The 18,854-nt window shown below is 47.8% G+C and carries 24 protein-coding genes; 7 read left to right on the forward strand and 17 right to left on the reverse strand.

Annotation, left to right across the window (positions count from 1 at the left end):
- The first annotated feature begins 20 nt into the window (after positions 1–20).
- Positions 21–860 carry a DUF4351 domain-containing protein gene (locus HJG54_RS09915; RefSeq protein ID WP_316434733.1) on the forward strand — a complete coding sequence of 280 codons (840 nt, stop codon included), beginning with the start codon at positions 21–23 and terminating at the stop codon, positions 858–860.
- A 74-nt stretch (positions 861–934) separates the two neighbouring features.
- On the opposite strand, the gene HJG54_RS09920 is transcribed toward HJG54_RS09915, so the two are convergent.
- The 8 genes from HJG54_RS09920 to HJG54_RS09955 all read right to left on the reverse strand — a co-directional run bounded on the left by HJG54_RS09920 (position 935) and on the right by HJG54_RS09955 (position 9,981).
- Positions 935–1,654, reverse strand: a complete 720-nt coding sequence (locus tag HJG54_RS09920) for a histidine phosphatase family protein (protein ID WP_316434734.1) — start codon at positions 1,652–1,654, stop codon at positions 935–937.
- A 41-nt stretch (positions 1,655–1,695) separates the two neighbouring features.
- Positions 1,696–2,790 carry a DUF362 domain-containing protein gene (locus tag HJG54_RS09925; RefSeq protein WP_316434735.1) on the reverse strand — a complete coding sequence of 365 codons (1,095 nt, stop codon included), beginning with the start codon at positions 2,788–2,790 and terminating at the stop codon, positions 1,696–1,698.
- Positions 2,791–2,900: 110 nt separating this feature from the next.
- Positions 2,901–3,881, reverse strand: a complete 981-nt coding sequence (locus HJG54_RS09930) for a trypsin-like serine peptidase (RefSeq protein WP_316434736.1) — start codon at positions 3,879–3,881, stop codon at positions 2,901–2,903.
- A gap of 181 nt (positions 3,882–4,062) precedes the next feature.
- Entirely contained in the window at positions 4,063–7,212 is a 3,150-nt protein-coding gene (locus tag HJG54_RS09935; protein ID WP_316434737.1) for a CHAT domain-containing protein, read from the reverse strand.
- Positions 7,213–7,443: 231 nt separating this feature from the next.
- Positions 7,444–7,650, reverse strand: coding sequence for a hypothetical protein (locus HJG54_RS09940; RefSeq protein WP_316434738.1), 207 nt, complete (start codon positions 7,648–7,650; stop codon positions 7,444–7,446).
- On the reverse strand, positions 7,647–7,778 hold the full coding sequence (locus tag HJG54_RS09945; protein WP_316434739.1) for a hypothetical protein: 132 nt from the start codon (positions 7,776–7,778) through the stop codon (positions 7,647–7,649). The genes HJG54_RS09940 and HJG54_RS09945 overlap by 4 nt, the downstream gene beginning before the upstream one ends.
- A 644-nt stretch (positions 7,779–8,422) precedes the next feature.
- Positions 8,423–9,010: a Uma2 family endonuclease gene (locus tag HJG54_RS09950; RefSeq protein WP_316434740.1), complete on the reverse strand. Its 588-nt coding sequence runs from the start codon at positions 9,008–9,010 to the stop codon at positions 8,423–8,425.
- A 74-nt stretch (positions 9,011–9,084) separates the two neighbouring features.
- Entirely contained in the window at positions 9,085–9,981 is an 897-nt protein-coding gene (locus HJG54_RS09955) for a hypothetical protein (RefSeq protein WP_316434742.1), read from the reverse strand.
- 98 nt (positions 9,982–10,079) lie between these two features.
- Between HJG54_RS09955 and puuE the strand changes: the two genes are divergently transcribed.
- On the forward strand, positions 10,080–11,006 hold the full coding sequence (gene puuE / locus HJG54_RS09960) for an allantoinase PuuE (protein ID WP_316434743.1): 927 nt from the start codon (positions 10,080–10,082) through the stop codon (positions 11,004–11,006).
- A gap of 227 nt (positions 11,007–11,233) precedes the next feature.
- Positions 11,234–11,515, forward strand: coding sequence for a hypothetical protein (locus HJG54_RS09965; protein ID WP_158673054.1), 282 nt, complete (start codon positions 11,234–11,236; stop codon positions 11,513–11,515).
- A gap of 99 nt (positions 11,516–11,614) precedes the next feature.
- Here the strand turns inward: HJG54_RS09965 and chlP are convergent, their stop codons facing one another.
- The 7 genes from chlP to HJG54_RS10000 all read right to left on the reverse strand — a co-directional run bounded on the left by chlP (position 11,615) and on the right by HJG54_RS10000 (position 15,942).
- Positions 11,615–12,838: a geranylgeranyl reductase gene (gene chlP / locus HJG54_RS09970; protein WP_036004272.1), complete on the reverse strand. Its 1,224-nt coding sequence runs from the start codon at positions 12,836–12,838 to the stop codon at positions 11,615–11,617.
- A gap of 284 nt (positions 12,839–13,122) precedes the next feature.
- Positions 13,123–13,404 carry a type II toxin-antitoxin system YafQ family toxin gene (locus HJG54_RS09975; protein ID WP_316434747.1) on the reverse strand — a complete coding sequence of 94 codons (282 nt, stop codon included), beginning with the start codon at positions 13,402–13,404 and terminating at the stop codon, positions 13,123–13,125.
- Positions 13,404–13,619, reverse strand: coding sequence for a hypothetical protein (locus tag HJG54_RS09980; protein ID WP_316434748.1), 216 nt, complete (start codon positions 13,617–13,619; stop codon positions 13,404–13,406). Before HJG54_RS09980 ends, HJG54_RS09975 begins: the two co-directional genes overlap by 1 nt.
- Before the next feature lie 101 nt (positions 13,620–13,720).
- Entirely contained in the window at positions 13,721–13,957 is a 237-nt protein-coding gene (locus HJG54_RS09985) for a hypothetical protein (RefSeq protein ID WP_316434750.1), read from the reverse strand.
- Positions 13,954–14,292: a putative toxin-antitoxin system toxin component, PIN family gene (locus HJG54_RS09990; protein ID WP_316435627.1), complete on the reverse strand. Its 339-nt coding sequence runs from the start codon at positions 14,290–14,292 to the stop codon at positions 13,954–13,956. Before HJG54_RS09990 ends, HJG54_RS09985 begins: the two co-directional genes overlap by 4 nt.
- Before the next feature lie 89 nt (positions 14,293–14,381).
- On the reverse strand, positions 14,382–14,627 hold the full coding sequence (locus HJG54_RS09995; RefSeq protein WP_316434751.1) for a hypothetical protein: 246 nt from the start codon (positions 14,625–14,627) through the stop codon (positions 14,382–14,384).
- Between the two features lie 151 nt (positions 14,628–14,778).
- Positions 14,779–15,942, reverse strand: coding sequence for a hypothetical protein (locus HJG54_RS10000; RefSeq protein WP_316434752.1), 1,164 nt, complete (start codon positions 15,940–15,942; stop codon positions 14,779–14,781).
- 63 nt (positions 15,943–16,005) lie between these two features.
- On the opposite strand from HJG54_RS10000, the gene HJG54_RS10005 reads away from it, so the two are divergent.
- Positions 16,006–16,491, forward strand: coding sequence for a helix-turn-helix domain-containing protein (locus HJG54_RS10005; RefSeq protein WP_316430114.1), 486 nt, complete (start codon positions 16,006–16,008; stop codon positions 16,489–16,491).
- Entirely contained in the window at positions 16,473–17,036 is a 564-nt protein-coding gene (locus tag HJG54_RS10010; RefSeq protein WP_316435628.1) for an IS630 family transposase, read from the forward strand. Before HJG54_RS10005 ends, HJG54_RS10010 begins: the two co-directional genes overlap by 19 nt.
- 253 nt (positions 17,037–17,289) lie before the next feature.
- On the opposite strand, the gene HJG54_RS10015 is transcribed toward HJG54_RS10010, so the two are convergent.
- Positions 17,290–17,703 carry a hypothetical protein gene (locus HJG54_RS10015; protein ID WP_316434753.1) on the reverse strand — a complete coding sequence of 138 codons (414 nt, stop codon included), beginning with the start codon at positions 17,701–17,703 and terminating at the stop codon, positions 17,290–17,292.
- Between the two features lie 178 nt (positions 17,704–17,881).
- Here HJG54_RS10015 and HJG54_RS10020 point away from each other — a divergent pair, with 178 nt between their 5' ends.
- The gene (locus HJG54_RS10020; RefSeq protein ID WP_316434755.1) at positions 17,882–18,286 is read left to right on the forward strand and encodes an endonuclease domain-containing protein; all 405 of its coding nucleotides are present in this window, start codon (positions 17,882–17,884) and stop codon (positions 18,284–18,286) included.
- A 6-nt stretch (positions 18,287–18,292) separates the two neighbouring features.
- Here HJG54_RS10020 and HJG54_RS10025 read toward each other — a convergent pair whose 3' ends face one another.
- On the reverse strand, positions 18,293–18,481 hold the full coding sequence (locus HJG54_RS10025) for a hypothetical protein (protein ID WP_316434756.1): 189 nt from the start codon (positions 18,479–18,481) through the stop codon (positions 18,293–18,295).
- Positions 18,482–18,566: 85 nt separating this feature from the next.
- Between HJG54_RS10025 and HJG54_RS10030 the strand changes: the two genes are divergently transcribed.
- Complete coding sequence (locus tag HJG54_RS10030; protein ID WP_316434757.1) at positions 18,567–18,719, forward strand: hypothetical protein; 153 nt, start codon at positions 18,567–18,569, stop codon at positions 18,717–18,719.
- Positions 18,720–18,854 lie beyond the last annotated feature (135 nt).

An 18,854-nucleotide genomic window follows, 5' to 3' on the forward strand; every position in this document is an offset into this window, starting at 1 on the left:
ACGCCTCTACGCGTAAATACTTGGCAGAAAAGTATCCAGAGCGCTTTGCAGCTTGGCTGCTAGATGAGCCACCGCTCACCGCCGAAGTTCTAAAAACCGAGTTGAGTGTTGAACCGATTCGGGCCGATGCCGTGCTATTGCTCAGCGGTCAACGTATTCTTCACCTGGAATTTCAAGTTCAGGTTGTGACCGAGCCTGCCCTGCTGCTACGCATGTTGGACTATTGGGTGCGGCTGTATCGCCGTTATCGCATACCGATTACGCAGGTGGTCATTTTTCTGAAGGAACCTCCTGCCGCTACTATGATTGAAACTTGTTTCCAAGTCGAAGCAACTTATCACGAGTATCGAATCGTGAAACTCTGGCAAGAAAGCCCAGAACGATTCCTACAAGATCCAGCCCTCTTGCCGTTTGCCCCGTTAGCAGCTACAGAACAACCCGAGCAACTCCTTCAACAGGTAGCAGCGCAGGTGAGTAGAATAGAGCCAGAACGTCAGCGTCGAGAAATCGCAGCTTCTGCCCAAATTTTGGCAGGCTTAAGGTTTCCTAAAACACTCGTTCGTCAACTGCTGCGAGGAGGGTTTATGCGTGAATCTGTGATTTATCAGGATATTTTGGCAGAAGGACTGCAACAAGGACTGCAACAGGGATTGCAACAAGGAGAACTCAACTTAATTCTGCGGCTTTTGCCTCGTCGAGTTGGGATAGTGCCCGTCGAAATCCAAGCTCAAATTCAAAAGCTATCAATTGCTCAGCTAGAAGCGCTGGCAGACGCCTTGCTCGATTTCACTGACCTAGAAGATCTGACCGAATGGCTGCAAACCCACGCTGCTAATTCAACTGGCTCTCCTGAAGCTTGAGGACAGCATCAAATTGCCAAGCTTTTAGAAAATCAGCAATCCAACTATGTCTTATCTGTTGCCATACCCGTGAACTAGAAAGAATCGAGTTGCCCAATTAACTCAATTTGCTCAGGGCTTATTGCTCGCATCACAATAGCTGATCCTGACTGGGGCACAATTGTGCTGATGGCAGTAATATTCACCTGATGTGTCACCATCACAATCACGCCTGCATTATCTCGATTCTCTAAAATAAATTGACGCAGTTGTTCCGTTTGAGCTTGTTCGCTACTGCGATCTTGAAAAAACGAGTTGAGTACTGGAAATGGTTCGACTGGTCCTACACTCATTAGTCTTGCCGTCTCCAAACAGCGACACCACTGGCTAGAAAGAACTCTGGAAACAGGAATGTTTTGTTGCCGCAAGATCTCACCGATGCGAATCGCCTGCTGTTGCCCTTCCGTTGATAAGTTGCGTTGGGTCGAGCAATCATCCAGACGAAAGTTGGCTGGATCGCCGGTTCCCGGTGCCAAAGCATGACGCAAGAGGAGCACGTAGCCTTTACCCTGTCGTAGCTGATTCCAGAGTGTTGCTTCGGAAGTGGTCGGAGAGGAAGAAGGTGTGGGAGATGCGGCTCGTGAGCCTCGCTGAACGACGGCTCGTGAGCCTCGCCGAACGAGGGAAGGCGACGCGATCGCAGTGGGTGTTGTCGATGATTGGGGAATATCTGAGGATGAGTCTTTGCAGCCAGATGCTATTAATAAGGTGATTGCTAGAGTAATAAAAGCAATTGTTTTATGTAACGACTGCATGAAAACAACTTTATTGATAACAGAAGAACGCCAGAAGATCATTAGGCTGCAATAATTCGACGAATTTGGTCGGCCATGGTTTGGCTGGCAGAGTCGGCTGTGACAATCTCAATTTGCTCGTGACTTCCTGCCCCTAGACTCAACTCTACGGCCCGTTGAATCTGCTCCAGTTGCCACACGGAGCCTTGAGCAACATCTGAGGTGGTTCCCAAAGAGCGAAGAATGCCCAGCGCGACTACGTCAACCGCCACCCGATCAGTACCCGCCAAAATCACGCCCGGTTTAGCAATGCTGCCGGATTCTGGTCCACCGTCGGTGAAGGCTTCCACACCGTCTAGCAGCACCAGGACCGGATTATAAACCTTGTTGGCTTCGGCAATCATCAGGCGTTGATGCGGTGAGGAATGTAACTCACCCATGTAGTTGTAAGAATCACCAGGAACATATTTGGCAACTAGTCCAACCACATTCTTGAGCGAGAGGGTGAAGTGGCCACCAAAGCGATGGGTTTTTAGACAGCAGGTGTTGACGACTGCTCCAGCTTGGAGAGCAGGCCGAGCAAAGGCAAATCCTTTAGACCAGTGGGTGCCTTCGGCTGGAAAATATTGCCAGTCTTCGCGCTCTAACTCGTCCAATACAATTGCCTTGAGTCCATAGCGATCGGCTAGCTGGAACACGCCTTTGGTCTGCATAGCCTCGCGGGTGTTTGCCATCCCAGAGCGATCGCCAATCGTAATCGATCCAGCTCCGGCATTTTGCAGTTCCTGCACCAAGGCTTCTAGAAGAGCGGTATCGGTGGCGGCAGGGGCGGGGTCGGCGGTGTTGTAGTTGGGTTTGAGAAATACGGTTTGGCCGCTAATGCCTTCGGGTTGCAGCAGGTCGATCGCTCTGCGAGTCCCCGTAACCCGGTCTTCGCTACGAACCAGAACCACGCGACTGACTTCTGAGCGATTAGCGGCGATGGCGGCAGATGGTTCAGGACTGACTGGATTCGCTGGAGCAATGGAAGCCTGTTCAGGTGAGGTAGTTGCGGCATTGCAGGCTGTAGAAACCGCAGTGCTGCCTAGTGCCAATCCCGCAAGCTGTAAAAGTTTTCGTCGGCTGTAACCTTGATAGGAGTTAGAAAAAATAGACATGGCTAGCACTCACAGCAAACTGCTAATGCTAGCCTATCGAATTTGCTTAGATTTTGGTTGTGCTCCGGGCGTGCTGCCAACTGACCCTTGCGATACCCAACCCAAATTTCCTATTGGCTATCGCGCATGGCTGCGGCTTGGGTCGCCCATTGGGACACCTCAACGCTGACGTTACGACAGGCAGGAGCAGCAACATACTGCCGATTTTCATCACGTCTGACCTGACACACTTCTCGATAGGCAGGCGGAAAATGATTGGGTTCATCAGAGCTAACTGAACCGCGATGCAAACCCACAATGTAATAGTTACCATCATCGAATAGGGCAATTAGGGCACTGCCAGATGCGCCGCCCATTGAATCGCAGTTGTGGAGCTGGATGCCCTGACCAACCTCCTGAATGCTGCATCCCACATGCACACCTGCGGTTTCATTTTCTGCTCCAAATTGGCGGTATTGCTCTGTGGGAAATTCTCCGGAATATCCAGCAAGGCGGAGTTGATTATCGAGCTGGCTCATCACGTTGGGCTGAGTAAAGTCGAGAATACGCCAACCCAGATAGCCATAGATATCTCCGAGGCGCTGATCGAGTTTGAGCAAGGCCCAGTCATCTGCCATATTGGGAGAATTGGATGGACTGGCAGATTTCCAGCCATAGTCGTAGTCAATTACCGTTGCCGTCCGGGTCGATACACCTTCGATCAGGCTGGGTTTGAAGCGGATTTGAATTCGACCATTTTGTTCAGTCCCACGGGGAATAATCGGCTGATAATTGGCTTCTTCCGGTGCAAGGCAATGGGAATTGGTCAGAACTAGATCTGGACCTATTAACGTTCCTGTACATTGTCCGATCTCTTCTCCATCTACGGCCCAATCAATGCGGCCAATCGCTGACCAGGGAAAGCTGCGGTTGAGTACGGGTACACGCTGATCTCTGCCAATAATGGCGCGAGTATCGTCACTAAAGGGCAAGTCGGACTGCTCTCGATCGGGCGGACGATAGGTGGCGGCATCGGTAGCCGGGTTGAAGGCGATGGCGATTGGAATGGGTGCGAAATGCGCTGTGGTTGGACTGGCAGATTGTGCCTGCATGGCTGACCAATGTCCAACAATAAGCACAAGCAGGAAGCTAGACAGTAAAAGGGTTGGGAATCGCTTCTTCATTGACTCTCCTCACAGGTAGACGTTCAAACTTCAAATATATGGGGTGGATGATTGCCAAAGATATGCTAAATCCATCGTGAAGCTAAACCAGCCAAAGATTTGCTGAGTATCAATTTTGGATACGCCATTCACCCTGAATTGTAAAAGCAGCCCAAAGCTCCGGTTTCTTGTAGGTCTCCCACATCTGAATCTGAGCTTTTTGCAGAGCAGCGGTAGGTGATAGGTTCTCTTGCAAAATGCCCTTATAGAAGCGCACCATCAGCTCAGCGGTTTTGGCATCGTTGACATACCACAGTGAATTGACAACCCGTTTTGCTCCTGCATACATGAAGCCTCGTGTTATGCCGATTAGCCCTTCGCCGCGCACATTTTCGCCTTGTCCGGTTTGGCAAGCACTCAGCACCACCATGTCGGCATTCAGCTTCAGGTTGAAAATATCGCGTAGACGCAGCATGCCGTTTTGAGTATTGCCCTGGGGATCAACCAATGACAGAACCAGCATCGATAGTTCAGGGTTTTTCTCATCGGCAAAGCCATGCGTGGCAAGGTGAACGATGCGATACTGATCGAGTTGGGAGCTAGCCTGAGTCATCCAATCGTAGTTAGCGTCAAAGCCAAACACGGCTGATTTCTGGTCTGCATCAGGCACGAGCGAGAGAATACTTTCCGCTTCTAGCTGAGTACAGGGTAGGCGGTCGATATTTGCCAAATTAAAAGACCGCAAGGTGCTAGCAAGTTCAATCGGTAGATTGGGATTAGCTTGACCATGTGCTGAGTCCGAGGGAGAAGCAGAGTTGATGGTAAGCTCACAGATGTCTTCAGCGGTGGCAGGCTGTTGAGTAACGCGAGTTTCATCGGCCCGAAAAACCGGATCGGCAAGCAGGGCAATGGTTTTGGGTGCAGGCTGACGGTTCTTAAACTGTTGTCGCAGTATAGCAATGGTGCTGGCAGAAGGGGTGTTGACGATTTCGTATTGGGTGATCAACGGTGTGTAGCGTTCGGTGTTGGGCAGAGGTAGAGCTGCGAAGGGAATCGTATGGAGAATGCCATCGGCAGCAATCAAAAGTCGCTTTTTGCCCTGAAGTTGGGTCATAATCGACTGCTGAGTCTTGGCGTCCTGAAAAATCAGCGAATAGAGCTGATCACCTGTGAATTTAACCTCTTCAGGTTCACTACCGGGCCGGATTCCAGATCGTTCAACCTCACTCAGAAATTGCTTAGCAGCCTGTTCGATCACCTTACGTCCGGGAAGCGTGTAGGTCGTTATTTCTCCTTCGTGAGGCACGACCCAAAGGTAACTCTGCTGTTCACCAATCGCGTACTGCAGTAGTACAGTCTCATCATCGAGAACGTCTCGCTGGATCTGATCGAGCGTCAAAGGTTCAGGATAACGAATCGCTGCGTAAGCCGGATCTTTCTGCTTGATTTGTGGTTCAACGTTGTCCTTGAGTTCTGCCTCTAGTTGGATATATTCCTGCTGATGTTGTTCTCGAATTTCATCAATTTGAGCAGTTTGAATTAAGTTCTCACGTGCAGAAAGTTGTGCCTCTAGTTCTCGTTTGCGTTCGTATAATGCTTTTAGTTCAGAATCATTAGTTGCTTGGCTTGGCTCAACGTTAGATTCTGCAAGAAGTTCGATTAGAGTGCGAGCGCGGGCACGCTCACTAACATTGAAAGCTTCATAGCTATAAGAAGGATTCTGTTTACTTAAATGTGTCAATATGTCGATGTGAAGATGATAAGAGCTTTGCCTGTTGGAGAAGAAACTAGTGCGAAGATCTGGATTATGTAAGTTTGCAGAGCTTCTCAAAGATTCAATAATTCTAGTAGATTCATTAATATACTCTAGAGCTTTTAAGGAATTGTTCAAAACTAGGTAATGGATTCGAGCCAAGGTATATTGTGCTGATGCCTCTGCTGTTGGATCTCGACTTAACTGTGCTAATGTTAAAAACTCTTCAGCATAGGTAAGATTCTTTTGAGAAGCACTTGTATTCCAATCTTTTCTGGACAAGTAGATTCTTGTCATATTCTCTAAAATAGACATTTGAGAGTTTAAATTTCCTAAGCTTCTGGCAATGTCTAGTGCTTCTTCATAAGTTTTCAAAGCACTCTCATAATTTCCCTGTCTATTTTGCAGTTCACCAACAAATGAAAGCGTCTGTGCTAAATTCGAGCGAGATCTTGACTGCCTTGCTAACCTGATACCCTCCTCTAGAAATTGCGATGCTTGCTGCTCGTCATTCAGCGCAATATAATTATGAGCAATTTGTATTGCAACTACCCCAGCCGCATCTTCTTTATTCTCTAATTTCAAGAAACAGCTTAAGGCTTGTTTATGATGTTTAAGAGACTCTTGAAAATCTCCTAGTCGAACATAAATTTGTCCGAACGTGTGGCTAATAACCCCCTCTAAAAAATTCGCTATCTCATCATTCGATCCTGGTCCAGCACTAGGACGAGAACTTGCCATTTCTTGAGCTAGTGTCAAAGCAGCAATAGCTTGATCCAAATCACCTAGAAGTCCCGCGTAAACTGAGGACTTACTAACAAGGGCAATTGCTCCATTTGCTCTAAAAGACGACAATACGATACAAACACTGTCTATAGCCTCATCCCATCCTAAATCTACTTTTTGACACACCCCCTTCAACAGCACAGTTTGCCAGTCAGTTATTGACTGCAACCGAGTTGATAAATTTGAAAAAATGATTTCCTCAATGCTCTCAATTTGCGCTACTGCCTGATCGTAGAAATCAAGTGCATCTTGGAATCTACCTAGAGCTTCGGATGCACGACCGATCTCCAAAAACAACTCCTGCTTTTTATGTTCCCTCAAGCCTGATGAGAGAGACTCCGATAAAACAAGCGCTTTATGAAAATATGTAAATGACTGCTCTGGATTATTCAGAGACAATGTAAGACTTGAGAAATAGATTTGACCGATGAGTGTATTTATAGACACTTGCCGCTCAAAGTTTTCCAAAAGTTGAAAATGCGTTAGAGCTTGCTTAAGCAATGGAATTGCGTGTTGCAACGACTCAATATTTCCTTGTTGATATAGCCTTTCTCCTTCTCGATATAATCGATCGGCTTCAACCTCAGTATCACTCTGAGCTACGATTGCTCCATCATTTCCCGCAGATCGATCGCCCTGCGCTAGCACGGTTCCCGCTTCAGAAAACAGAATCACCCCCAACAGGAACGCCAGAATTTGCTTCAGCCACTTGTGCCGCTGACTCAGCCTGCGATTGCCCATTACTCCAGCCTCAAAACACCAACTGCCCGCATTCTAAAGCCAGTGATTGGATTAGGAAAGCGGGTTTTCAAAAGCGTAACGATTGAAAGGGTATTCAAGCGAGCAAAAAACCGATCGATCCAGAAATAGTAGCATTCACAGAAATGAGCAGTGAGTATAAAACTATTTTGAACCGATCGATTAGGAAATATTTTGTTTGAACGTTTGCTTAAGCGCATCAAGACAGAAACATCAGCTTTGTTGGCTCATGAGTCTAATAATTTCTTGGGCAAGATTCTTGCTCCACAGACTGTCAAAAGGACAGAGGATTTGGCGGTTTTCAGGAGAGAGCCACATCAAAGCATCCTCTATATCAGATATGCGGTAGGTTTCATTCAGGAGAATGCAGGTCAATAAACGATTGACGACAATCGCCTGTTCATCGGTGAGCACAATCATCCGCGATCTCTCCGCTTAGCTTTGGACAAAATCACCATCGCTTTATCGATATCCCGAATTTTGATACTACGCAAGGCCGTGAGGATCGCTTTCGGGATCGCCACCTCATTATCCGACAAAGTAATCATAAGCATGAACTCCTACGTTTAGTAAATTCGCACTAGAAGGCATTTGGCTTCTGTAGTCACTTGACTTCTGTAGTTTATAGCCTATGGGAAAATTACTCAAGTTTTTAATGATGTTTGTTTAAGCAAAGTGAATGCCTAAGAGGGACGATCAACAGCAATTGAGGTCAACTGTCAATAAGGACGTTTATAACGTCTTGAAACGGCTTGCAGGAGTCAGGGGAGTAACATTAAGCCAGGTAGTATCTGAGGCGATTGACCGATATCTGGAATCAGAAGATATTAGGGAAGAGATTGAATATCACAAGCTAGATGGAAAAGAAGAGGATTGAGACAAGCGAGAGTCTGTCAGAAGTTTTGTGTCAATTCAGCTTCTAGCTTCGTTCTGTCCCACCTGCAACTGGAGTGTGGGCTAATGGAGCAAGTCTGCTCTACGCGCAGTCTTCCCCCAGGGTGGCAGACTCAGGCAGGGGTTCAGTGCGCTTTAGCGTACTTTATCTGTTAGCCCGCGATTGATCTGCGGGTGAGCGAGTCAGGCAGTCGAGCTTTATTCCAATCCTAAAACGTCATTGATCAGCACTTCGGAACCAGCAATCGAATTGAAAACAGGATTTGAGAATTAGTGAACGCGATTGGCTTGTAGCGCTTCAAAAATCGAGTTCGGCAAACAGTTCAGCTGCAGGTATTTCCAAGCCAGGAATCACTTCTTCACCAGACAGCGTATCGGTGATTTTCAATAACTGCTCCGGTTGGGGTTGACGATAGACTAAAACCGACTGTTCATCTGGGTTGATCACCCACGCCAAGCGACAGCCATTCTCAAAATATTCCACTAGCTTGTTGTGAATTTCTTCAAATGTATTGCTGGGGGAAATCACTTCTACGGCGAGATCGGGCGCGCCTTGGAAAAAGCCTTTAGGTAATCGGCGAACACCTTGAAGTCGATCTTTGGACACAAATGAAAAATCTGGAGAGCGCTTATTGCCGGTTTTCATGCCAAAGGCAGTGCTAGAGTCACAGACAACGCCTAGTTTTTGAGATAAAACATAGCCGCCGACCAAAATATTGAGAATACTGGCTATGTAGCCATGCTCCATCCCAGAGTTGTCCATATCAACCACCTCGCCGTCAACCAGTTCGTAACGCCCTCCTTCTGGTAACGCCATGAATTCCTCATCCGTCCAACTTTTCTTCTCTACGGACTTCTCTACAGACTTCTCTACAGAAACAGACATGGCTAGCACTCACAGCAAACTGCTAATGCTAGCCTATCGAATTTGCTTAGATTTTGGCTGTACTCAAAAGCGCGTTAGCGGCACGGCTCGAAGTTACTCGTGGGTGCGCCGGGACTGCTGCCAACCGGACCTTGAGATACCCAACCCAAACGGTCGCCGCCACCTAAGCTGGTGTAGAAGACGCGGACAAAGGTGCGGTTGTTGAAGTTTTGGCTGGGCGTAGCTGGATTGGTAAAGAAGACCTGGGAGCCAGCACCTGGACCATCTTGGTTGCCGTTGGGCGTATTCGGGAAGCGCTGGGGTGCTCCACCAGGGCTTTCGTAGGCAGCTAGTCCGTTGGGGGCTACCGCTCGTCGAATCACATAGCAGGCTCCTTTAGTGGGCGGCGTGGGCGTTGGGGTGGGAGTGGGCTGGGCGTTGCAGTTGGTCAGCAGCGTGGCCGTGGGTACATAGCCGACGACGGGTTGGCTGATCTGCACATACTGCACCTGGCCACTGTTGTTGTAGGCAATCACGCCAGTCAAGGTAATGCGCGTATAGGGCTGAATGGTCGTCGTGTAGCGATTACGGGTCACATCGGCTGAAACATTCAGCGGCTGAGCACCGCTAGACCGACAGGTACCAATAAAGCTGGCTCGTTCGTAGAGCTGCGGTTCGGCCTGATTTGCTTGGGGTGCGGCAGATGGCCTAAAGGGTGCTTCACGAGTTGCCGGAGCCGGAGTGGGTGCCGGAGTGGGTGCCGGAGTGGGTGCCGGAGTCGGGGCTGGGGTTGCCGGAGCCGGGGCTGGACTGGGAGCTGGAGTTGCTGGAGTCGGAGTAGGGGTTTGCGCCACTAGATCCATCGTTCCCTGCGGCTGATCGGCTAAGGGAATGCTTTGGGCGGCGGCCATACTGCCCAACGGGCCTGTAGCAGCGACTAGAGATAATGCGAGACCTAGTCGTTTTAGTGGTTTGCCATCAATAAAATGCATCTTAAATCACTCCTCGATATCACCGAGATCTGCCGGAGAGTTTACCATGATGCAGTAAACTTGCGATGATTTCTTTGACCAGCAAACCAATTCCTGTTATGTCCGATTCTGTTATGTCCCAGCAATATCCCAGAGATTTGATTGGCTATGGCCGCAATACGCCCGATCCCAAATGGCCGCATCAGGCGCGGGTGGCGGTGCAGTTTGTGATCAACTACGAAGAAGGCGGCGAAAACTGCATTTTGCATGGCGATGAGGCGGCAGAGGCGTTTCTCTCTGAGGTGATTGGGGCGGTACCGCTTCAGGGTGTACGCCATATGAACATTGAGTCGATGTATGAATATGGCAGTCGGGCTGGGTTTTGGCGGCTGTATCGTTTATTTACCGAGCGGCAGATTCCAGTCACCATCTACGGGGTGGCAATGGCGCTAGAGCGGAATCCAGAGGCGGTGGCGGCGATGCTAGAGGCCAACTGGGAGATTGCTAGCCACGGCTATCGCTGGATTGATTACAAGTATTTCTCAGAACAAACCGAACGAGAGCATTTGCGCAAGGCGATCGATATTCACACGCGCGTTACTGGCAGTCGGCCTTTGGGTTGGTACACTGGCCGCAACAGTATCAACACGCGCAAACTGGTGGTGGAAGAAGGCGGATTTCTCTATGATGCCGATAGCTATGCTGATGATCTGCCCTATTGGACCTATGACTACGGCAAACCCCATCTGGTGATTCCCTACACCCTCGACAACAACGATATGCGCTTTGCCACGGCTCAGGGCTTCAACTCTGGCGATCAGTTCTTTGCCTATTTGCGCGATGCTTTTGATGTGCTGTATGCCGAAGGCGAAACTGCGCCCAAAATGATGAGCGTCGGTTTGCACTGTCGCTTGGTGGGCCGTCCGGGACGCGCGGCTGCTCTGGCTCGCTTTCTCGACTATGTGCAACAGCATGACCGGGTTTGGTTATGTCGGCGGGTTGATATTGCTCGCCACTGGCATCAGCATCACTCAGCAGAACGTTAGGAGTAGAATTCCTTCCTCCACTAGGAACTCTGATTGTAGAACGCTGTCTTGGCTGTGACAGATTGCGAGTTTGGCGGCTGATGTTAAAAATTCTAATCTGCCAAATTGGCACCGCCGAGCCGATTGAATTTCCGATAATAGCCAGATAAACAAGACAAGAGTGTCATCGTTAGCCTTGGATGACACTTTAGCTTGCTGAACTCTGTATCACTAAACAGGAGATCGGTATGGCTTTTACATATATGACTAATACGCAACGCATTAGCAAGATTGAGTTCACGAGTAACCCGGAACTCTGTAACATTGCTTTTGCCGATCCTGGTCCTAATTTCAGCCCGACTGTGCTGATTTTTGGCATTCCGGCAGCTACGGCTAGCACCATTGCCGTGAACTTCTACTTTACGGGAGTTCAAAGAATGCTAGCGATTGTGACTGAAAATCAGCCCGCTAAAGTGGGTAGCAATAATTATTTTGAGGCAAGGTACGGGGGCAGAGTTGAGATTAGTTGATAATTCCTCGTGAAGACAAACTGAGATACGCAAAAAGGGCGCGAACTGCGCCCCTGAGGATGATGAATTGAGACCATTAAACCGGGAAATTAGGGAAGGTTAGGGAGCAAGCGCGTTCCCTCGGAGCAAACTCCCGATCGTCTTGGCGGTAATTTTGAGCTGCACCAATGGATTGGCGGGCACTACCGTTTTGTACAGGTAGCTGTCAAATGTCAGCCGCTGCACGTCAATATCGGCGCACATTTCCACGAAGGCTTCGCGGGTGGCATCCGAGCGGTAGAACACAGTTTGCAGCAAGTCCAGCACTTTGTAAGTCATGCCGTACTTCTTGTCCCAACGCTTCAGGTAGACCTTCAGGTCATCTTCGCTGGGAATGCGCTGACCGTTTTGCGACAGTTCCACAATCGTTTCAGCGCACATGCGGCCCGACTTAGCAGCAAAATAAATGCCTTCGCCGGAGGACTTGGTGACATAGCCCGCCGCATCGCCCACCAGCGCCACGCGACCAACCACCCGACGCGGTCTGGGGTGTTCGGGAATCGGATGGGCTTCGACTTTGATGATTTTGCCACCTTCTAAGCGATGGGCCGCCCGTGCCCGGATGCCAGCTTGCAGCTTTTTGATGTCGGCTTTGTTCACCTTCATCGTGCCGGTACCAACGGCGACATGGTCGTATTTGGGGAAGACCCAGGCGTAGAAGTCGGTGGAGACATCATCACCCACATACATCTCGGCTAGCTCTTCGTAGTAGGCCATTTTGTCGTCGGGAAGGCGAATCCGCTCTTGGAAGGCAATGGCGTAATTGTAATCTCCGGCGTCAATTGCTTTGGCAACGCGAGAGTTGGCGCCATCGGCTCCGATCACCAAATCTACTTGGAGTGTTCTGGCGACCCCTTCCACGCTGCCATCAGAGTGATCGGCATAGTGAATGGTGTACGCGCCCGTATTGTTGCTCGGTAGATCGAGGGCGTGAACGGTGCCATTGATCAATTTGGCTCCCAACTTGGCAGCCCGGTCACGCAAGAAGCCGTCTAGCACTTCCCGGCGACACATGCCGATATATTCGTCTTCCTTCAGGGTTTGCCCAATGTTCACCTCAATGTTAGAGGGTGAAATCATCTTCATTTTCCGCACGCGACGGTCAATGATTTCGGGCGGGATATCAAACTCGCCAACCATGCAGAGAGGAATTGCTCCACCACAAGGCTTGGCGTTGTCTAACTTTCTTTCAAATAAGTAAGTTTCAATTCCAGCTTTGGCTAATGTCTCGGCAGCAGATGAACCTGCCGGACCGGATCCAACAACAGCAACCCGCAGTGTCAAAGGTTCTCTCCTGATCTCCTAAGGCTACGAAGGGCATCGTATCACGGAGATCGCAGCCCTTTTCGATCCATTAGGGCGAATCTAACCAAATTGATACAGTCCTTAATAGATTGCAACGAAAAGCGCTACAAAACAGGTAAATGGGGCTGTTTGCCTACTCTGTCAAGCGTTCTTAACAAATAGTCTGAATAGAAGAAAATTGATAGGCGGCCTGAGTTTTGGCTAGGGGCGATAGACTGGAGGTGCTGCGTTATCCAGCAGGTGTGAGGTGATAGCGTTAAACCTCAGTAAACTTCATCATGCGATCCAAGAGCAAGTAGCAATATTTCTTCTTCGCCAGAATCTGAATTCTCTACAAACCTAAAAACAATACGATTGCTGTAGTCGATTGAGCAAGCCCACTTTTCAGCTAGATCTCCTTTCAGCTTATGGGTTTGCAAACTGGGGTGAAATGGATCGGTCGATAATTGCTCTAAAGTTTGCTCAATCGGTTGTCGCAGTTGAGGATTACGACGAACCAACCGTTTTAGCTCTCGGCTAAAGCTTGAACTCCAAACAAGCTGCATCAGTCATCCAATTCTCGCATCAGATCCACAACTGAGCCACGGTGAACCTGATCTGCACTGTATGCTTGTTCAGACTCTGCAACTCGCTCTAGCAAAGCTTCTCGTCGCTGTTGCCTGAGCCGCTGCTGAATAATGTTGACCAAAACTGCCTGCTCCTCCAACGGTAAGGCTTCAACGATTTCAAGGACTTGCTGAAATGAAGAGATATTTTGCATGAGCAACAGAAAGCCTAGATATTCTTAATCTTACACAATTGTTCTTCAATCCATTGTTCTTCAATCCATCGATGCCGCCGCAAGGTGGGCCTAGCGTACTGCTAGTCTTCAGGTAGACCTTCGGTATATTGATTGATTGCCTCTACCATACCTTCTGAGTAGGGTTCTAAAATTGTTGCACAGACATGCAGTTCAGCAAGCGCGTCAGAGAAGGCTTCAGATTGGGCATCGGCAGTTTCGAGGATTTTGACCGCAGCTAAAGCCTTAGCGAGATAGGAGTGATAGTCTGCTAGATGGCGTTTAAGGCTGGTCAAAGATTTCTCATCGGTTACGGTCATCGGTCTGGCCTCCAAGATTCAGAAATACTGAGGAACTGCTGAGGAGACACAATGGCGATTTCGCTAAACCGCTCTAATACCAACAAATCTAAGTCGCCTGTGACAATCACCTCGGCATTAGCAGCGACAGCCGTAGCAATGATTTTGATATCTTTTGGATCACGCAATTGTGGAACGTTGACTGTAGCTGTTGAGCAGGATTGAGATAGTTCTTCTGCAATTGCAATTAAATCTGAGACTGTATAACTGCGAGTTTGAAGCCGCTGTTGAAATTTTGCCCGTTCAAGAGTAGTTGCCAGTTCGAGCAGAATGTCTTCGGAAATAAAGATGGTAATTTACCGATTACGAGCAAGCTTTGGCAATTGAGCCGGAACGCCACCCCAGAGTAAGGCTGAAATCCAGACGTTGACATCTAGAACTAGCCTTATTGCTGAGTCCAAAGTTCTTGCCGCACTTCTTTTACAACTTCGCTGATTTCCTGTAGTGTGGGTTGCTCTGGATCGGGTTCGAGATGATCAAGCTCCTGAAGAAACTGGTCTATGTTGATCTCAGTATGCTGTTTCAAAACAATGACTTTCACAGTTTCCCCGTTGGCTAACTGCTGGCGATATTCTTCAGGAACGATGATCGCGCCATTCTCCACTTTGGCTTGAAATTCTACAGGTGTCATGTTGCTAGTGCCTTGAGCAATTGATCTCACTCCATTCTACCAACCTCCATCCAGCGGCATCGCAGCAAAGTGATCCTGCAACAACTTGTGAATGAACCGATAGCGTCCGCCAACTCGTTGAATTGGCAAAATGCGATCAATATGTCTAAATTTAGGAATACCGTTTGCGTTTTCTGGGTTTGAAATTTAAGCTTATGTCAAGTTCAGACAAATCTTGAACTCTCATGGTTTCTTCCTGAGCTTCTAAACCTTGCTGCTCCCAATTGACAGGTGAATTTCTAAATCCAAGAATTTGATTAATTTCGTTAGCTTCTTCCTCATCAATATCAGAGCGATAAGCCACCCTCCAGCCAGCAGAAAGGTCATTACTCTCCAAAACATTATTGAAACGGCTTGTTATCTTACTTATCTCAATCGGCTGATTACCCCATCTAACTTTCACCATTCCATCAGAAACAGAATGATTACGCCATTTGTTGAACTTATTCCAGTCAATTTCTAAAGCTAATTCAACTACTGCTAAATCCTTTGAATTGAAACCGTACAATAAAACTTCGGCTATCCACTGCTTTTCAATGCCTAGTCTAATGGAGTTCAAAGCGTCATCAGAATTTTTAATAATTGCTTTAAGAAGCTTTAGTGACTGCTCTACAAGAAGCTCTATTGCTTTATGTTTTCTGGCTGAATCAAATTCTGTCTTGAACTCGTATTCAAATGGTTTACTATATTCTGTGGCAGCAATCCACTTCAGTAGCTGAAGCACATTGATTAAGGTGCCAATTCTAGATGTATTTATATTGTGTGGGTTGTCAACTATAATCTGCCTTAATTCTTCAAGCAAATCCTCAGCTTGTTCCTGTGAAGGTTTAGAAGCCAAAGTGAATTTGCCAACTAAAGAATTCAATACCGCATTAATCCTTTCATAATCTAATTCCACAGGAGATTTCTCAATTATTTTTAAGAGATCTTGTACTTTACCTAAATCAGGGTCAATTCTTTTTCTTACTTGCCTTAGATTAAGAGAAAGTTGATCTTCTTGCTGTTGTAATATTTCGAGAACTTTGTCAATATCCTGACTCTTATTTTCAGCCCCGCTAGTCAGAATTTCTATAAGTTTTCTCAGTAAGCTAACCTCTAACGCTTGCTTATTTAAGCGGCTATACTCCTGATAGCTAATACTGTTTATCTCTAGATCTTGTTTGGTTAAATTGAGCTTCTCTTTAACCTGCTGCTCAATCTCATGCCAAAGTCTTTCTAAAAGGTTTTTATTTCCTCCAGATGGACTTGGCATAAGAGCAATCGAAGCTATAGGCATCCTAAATAGGATGTGAACAAATGGTAGGCTGAGGACGTGCCCCAAACTTTACCCCCTCAGCCGATGGAAACGCTCGAACAGTTCATTCAAAGTAACCCACCTCCGTTGGAACTCAAGCGTGCACTCGCTGTGCAGATGAGTCAAGGCGGTCACAGCTATCGGGAGATCCGTGACATTCTGCAAGTGTCGGTTGGCTTCATCACAGCTAGCCATCAACGCTACGAATGCTCAGGTGTGGAGGGACTGCGCTCCAACTATTGGGGCACCCAAGGCTATCTCGATTGTGAGCAGAAGCAAGCGTTGTTTCGGTGGCTCGACGGGCAGGATGCTTGGACACTCCAGGAGGTAATTGACCACATTGAGGATGAGTATGGGGTGGTCTACCAATCACTCCAGAGCTACTATGCCCTGCTCAGAGACGCTGGCTTCAGTTGGAAGAAGGCACAACCGGTTCACCCTGACAAGGATGAAACTCTGGTTCAGGAAAAAAAAGAGAACTTGAAGCGCTACTGGCAACGCATCAATCTGAGATCGCCGATGGACAATTAAGAGTTTTATTTCTCGACGAATGCCACCTGTTGTGGGGCGATATCAGTGGCTATGGGTGGAGCCGCCGCAAGCAACGGGTGGATGTGGAAGTCAAGTCTACCAAGCAACGACAGACCTACTATGGGGCATTGGATTATCTCACCAAGCAGTTTGTTGTCAAAGAGTACAGCGCAGGCAACGAAGAGAATACGGTTGCCTTCCTACAGTATCTCCAGTCTTTGTATGTTGAGAACACGCGCCTGGTGATTGTCTGGGATGGGGTGAGCTACCACCGCTCAAAGGTGGTGCAGGAATTTCTGGAGCAGACCAATGGAGGCTTACCGACTGAGGCGTGGAAGATTACCTGTATTCGCTTAGCCCCTAATGCACCTGAGCAGAATCCAGTTGAGGATGTTTGGTTACAAGCGAAGCAGTTTATTCGCAAGTATGCACGAATGTGTAGAAGATTTGGGTCGGTCAAGTTTCTGTTTCAATTGGTCACGCATTGTCAAACCTTTGCTTTCGCCAAGGCGTTTATGTACGGCTACTGTTCATCTCCTATCTAGGATGGCTGTAGGATTAGAGCAAAAATTCGCTTAAATGGGAATGCACATTTTGAGAAAAGATTGAGCAAAAACCACCAGCATAGGGCAGCTACTAGAAAAAGTAATGCTCCAATGTAATTAATCACCTTTCTAGCTGGAGGTATGTCTTGAGACTCTATTGAAGGAAGTTCATTGAATCGAGTTGTGATATTTAAGTAAAAATTTTCAACATTTATTTGATCACGTCCTCGATTGTTATACTGTCGCGTCATGCTTACGAACCACCAATCCTAGGATCACCTTCAATCTTCTCAATATTGATCTGGTCGCGTCCGTAGTTATTGTAAATTCGACTACCATGAATAGCTTGATTCTGGATGTTGATAATCTGCTGCGCCATCTGGCGGATTTCAGTGGCGAAGGTTTTGTCCTCGTCCATTGCATCCTTTAGATAGGTTTCTAGTTCTGCAAGGGCAGGCTGTGAACCGTCTGCTTCAATAGCTTGAATTGCTTTCTCGGCTTTGGCATCACCCTGAAACTTCGCCCTAATTTTGCCCCGCAGATTTTTCACTAGCTCAATTGCCCCACCCACGGAGCGTTTTGCCGCTTCACCTGCCCCTGCTTTCACAAATTCGTCAAACGCCAGCTTTGCGATTGTGCCTGCTGCCAAAGTTGCTAAAGGTCCCATCGGTAGATTTCTAGAAATACTAACTCTGTTCTACTCGGAAAGTTGATGAAATTCCAAATTTCCGGTGATGTTTAAGGCTTTTACGCCCCCTAAATCCCCCATTCTGGGGGACTTTGAGCAGAGATAGCGAATGGGGGGAGAGGGGCAAACTTGTAGAAAATTACCGCCTATTGGCTCTATGGCTTCTCAGCGCATTCGGGGCACAACTCCCAATCTCATTGCTGCGGCTCGACAGCTTCGACTCAATCTTACTCCGGCTGAAAAGATACTTTGGGAAGCGCTGCGGCGGCGACAACTCAGAGGTTGGAAGTTTCGCTGTCAGCATCCTGTGGCGTCTTTTATTGTTGATTTCTATTGCCCTCAGTACCGACTTATCATTGAGTTAGATGGTGCAATCCACGATCAGCAGATCGAGTATGATGCTTCCCGAACTGAGCAACTGCATCATCTGGGCTATCGAGTTATCCGCTTTCGGAATCAAGAAGTGCTGTCAGATTTAAGCGGTGTTCTGCAAACAATAGTCAACGAGATAGAAAAGCTAACTTCTCAAAGTCCCCCACAGGTGGGGGATTTAGGGGGCTGAGAAGGTTTAGTCCTCCAGGTTATAGCGCTCTATCAGTTCTCTTGTGCTTTCCGATTCCAGGTATTGATCAATTGCTTCATTGAGTACCTTGTTAAGGCTGCTTTGCTTTACCCCTGCAAGCGCTTTTAAGAGTCGATAGACTTCTTTATCTACTATCGCTCTTACCTCCTGCTTATCTTTTGCTGTAGGGGCCATCAAAAAAGGAGTAGACAGAACCTAGTCATTATGCCGTATAGTAGACTCTACTACCGTCAATACGACATATGACGGTAAAACAAACATGCTATTCAAAGTTATGCTGATGATTACCCTATCCAATGATGAGGTAGCGCTTTTGAAAGCCATCCTCATCGCCCTGCGCGGCATCAAAACTCAAGATATCGATAAAGCGCTCGTGATCCTGTCTAAAGCCGAAAAGCGAGGTCGCCTATGATTAGGCTCACGGATGAACAGGCGATCATCGTCCATCGTTTGCTGACTTGCATAAGGAACCAGAGTTAAGTGGTCCGTATGTGTTTGATGAAGCGTATGGTATACAAACAATGCCCACGGTAATTACTGTGGGTTT

The sequence above is a fragment of the Leptolyngbya sp. NK1-12 genome, assembly GCF_032598965.1.
GTDB lineage: Bacteria > Cyanobacteriota > Cyanobacteriia > Elainellales > Elainellaceae > Elainella.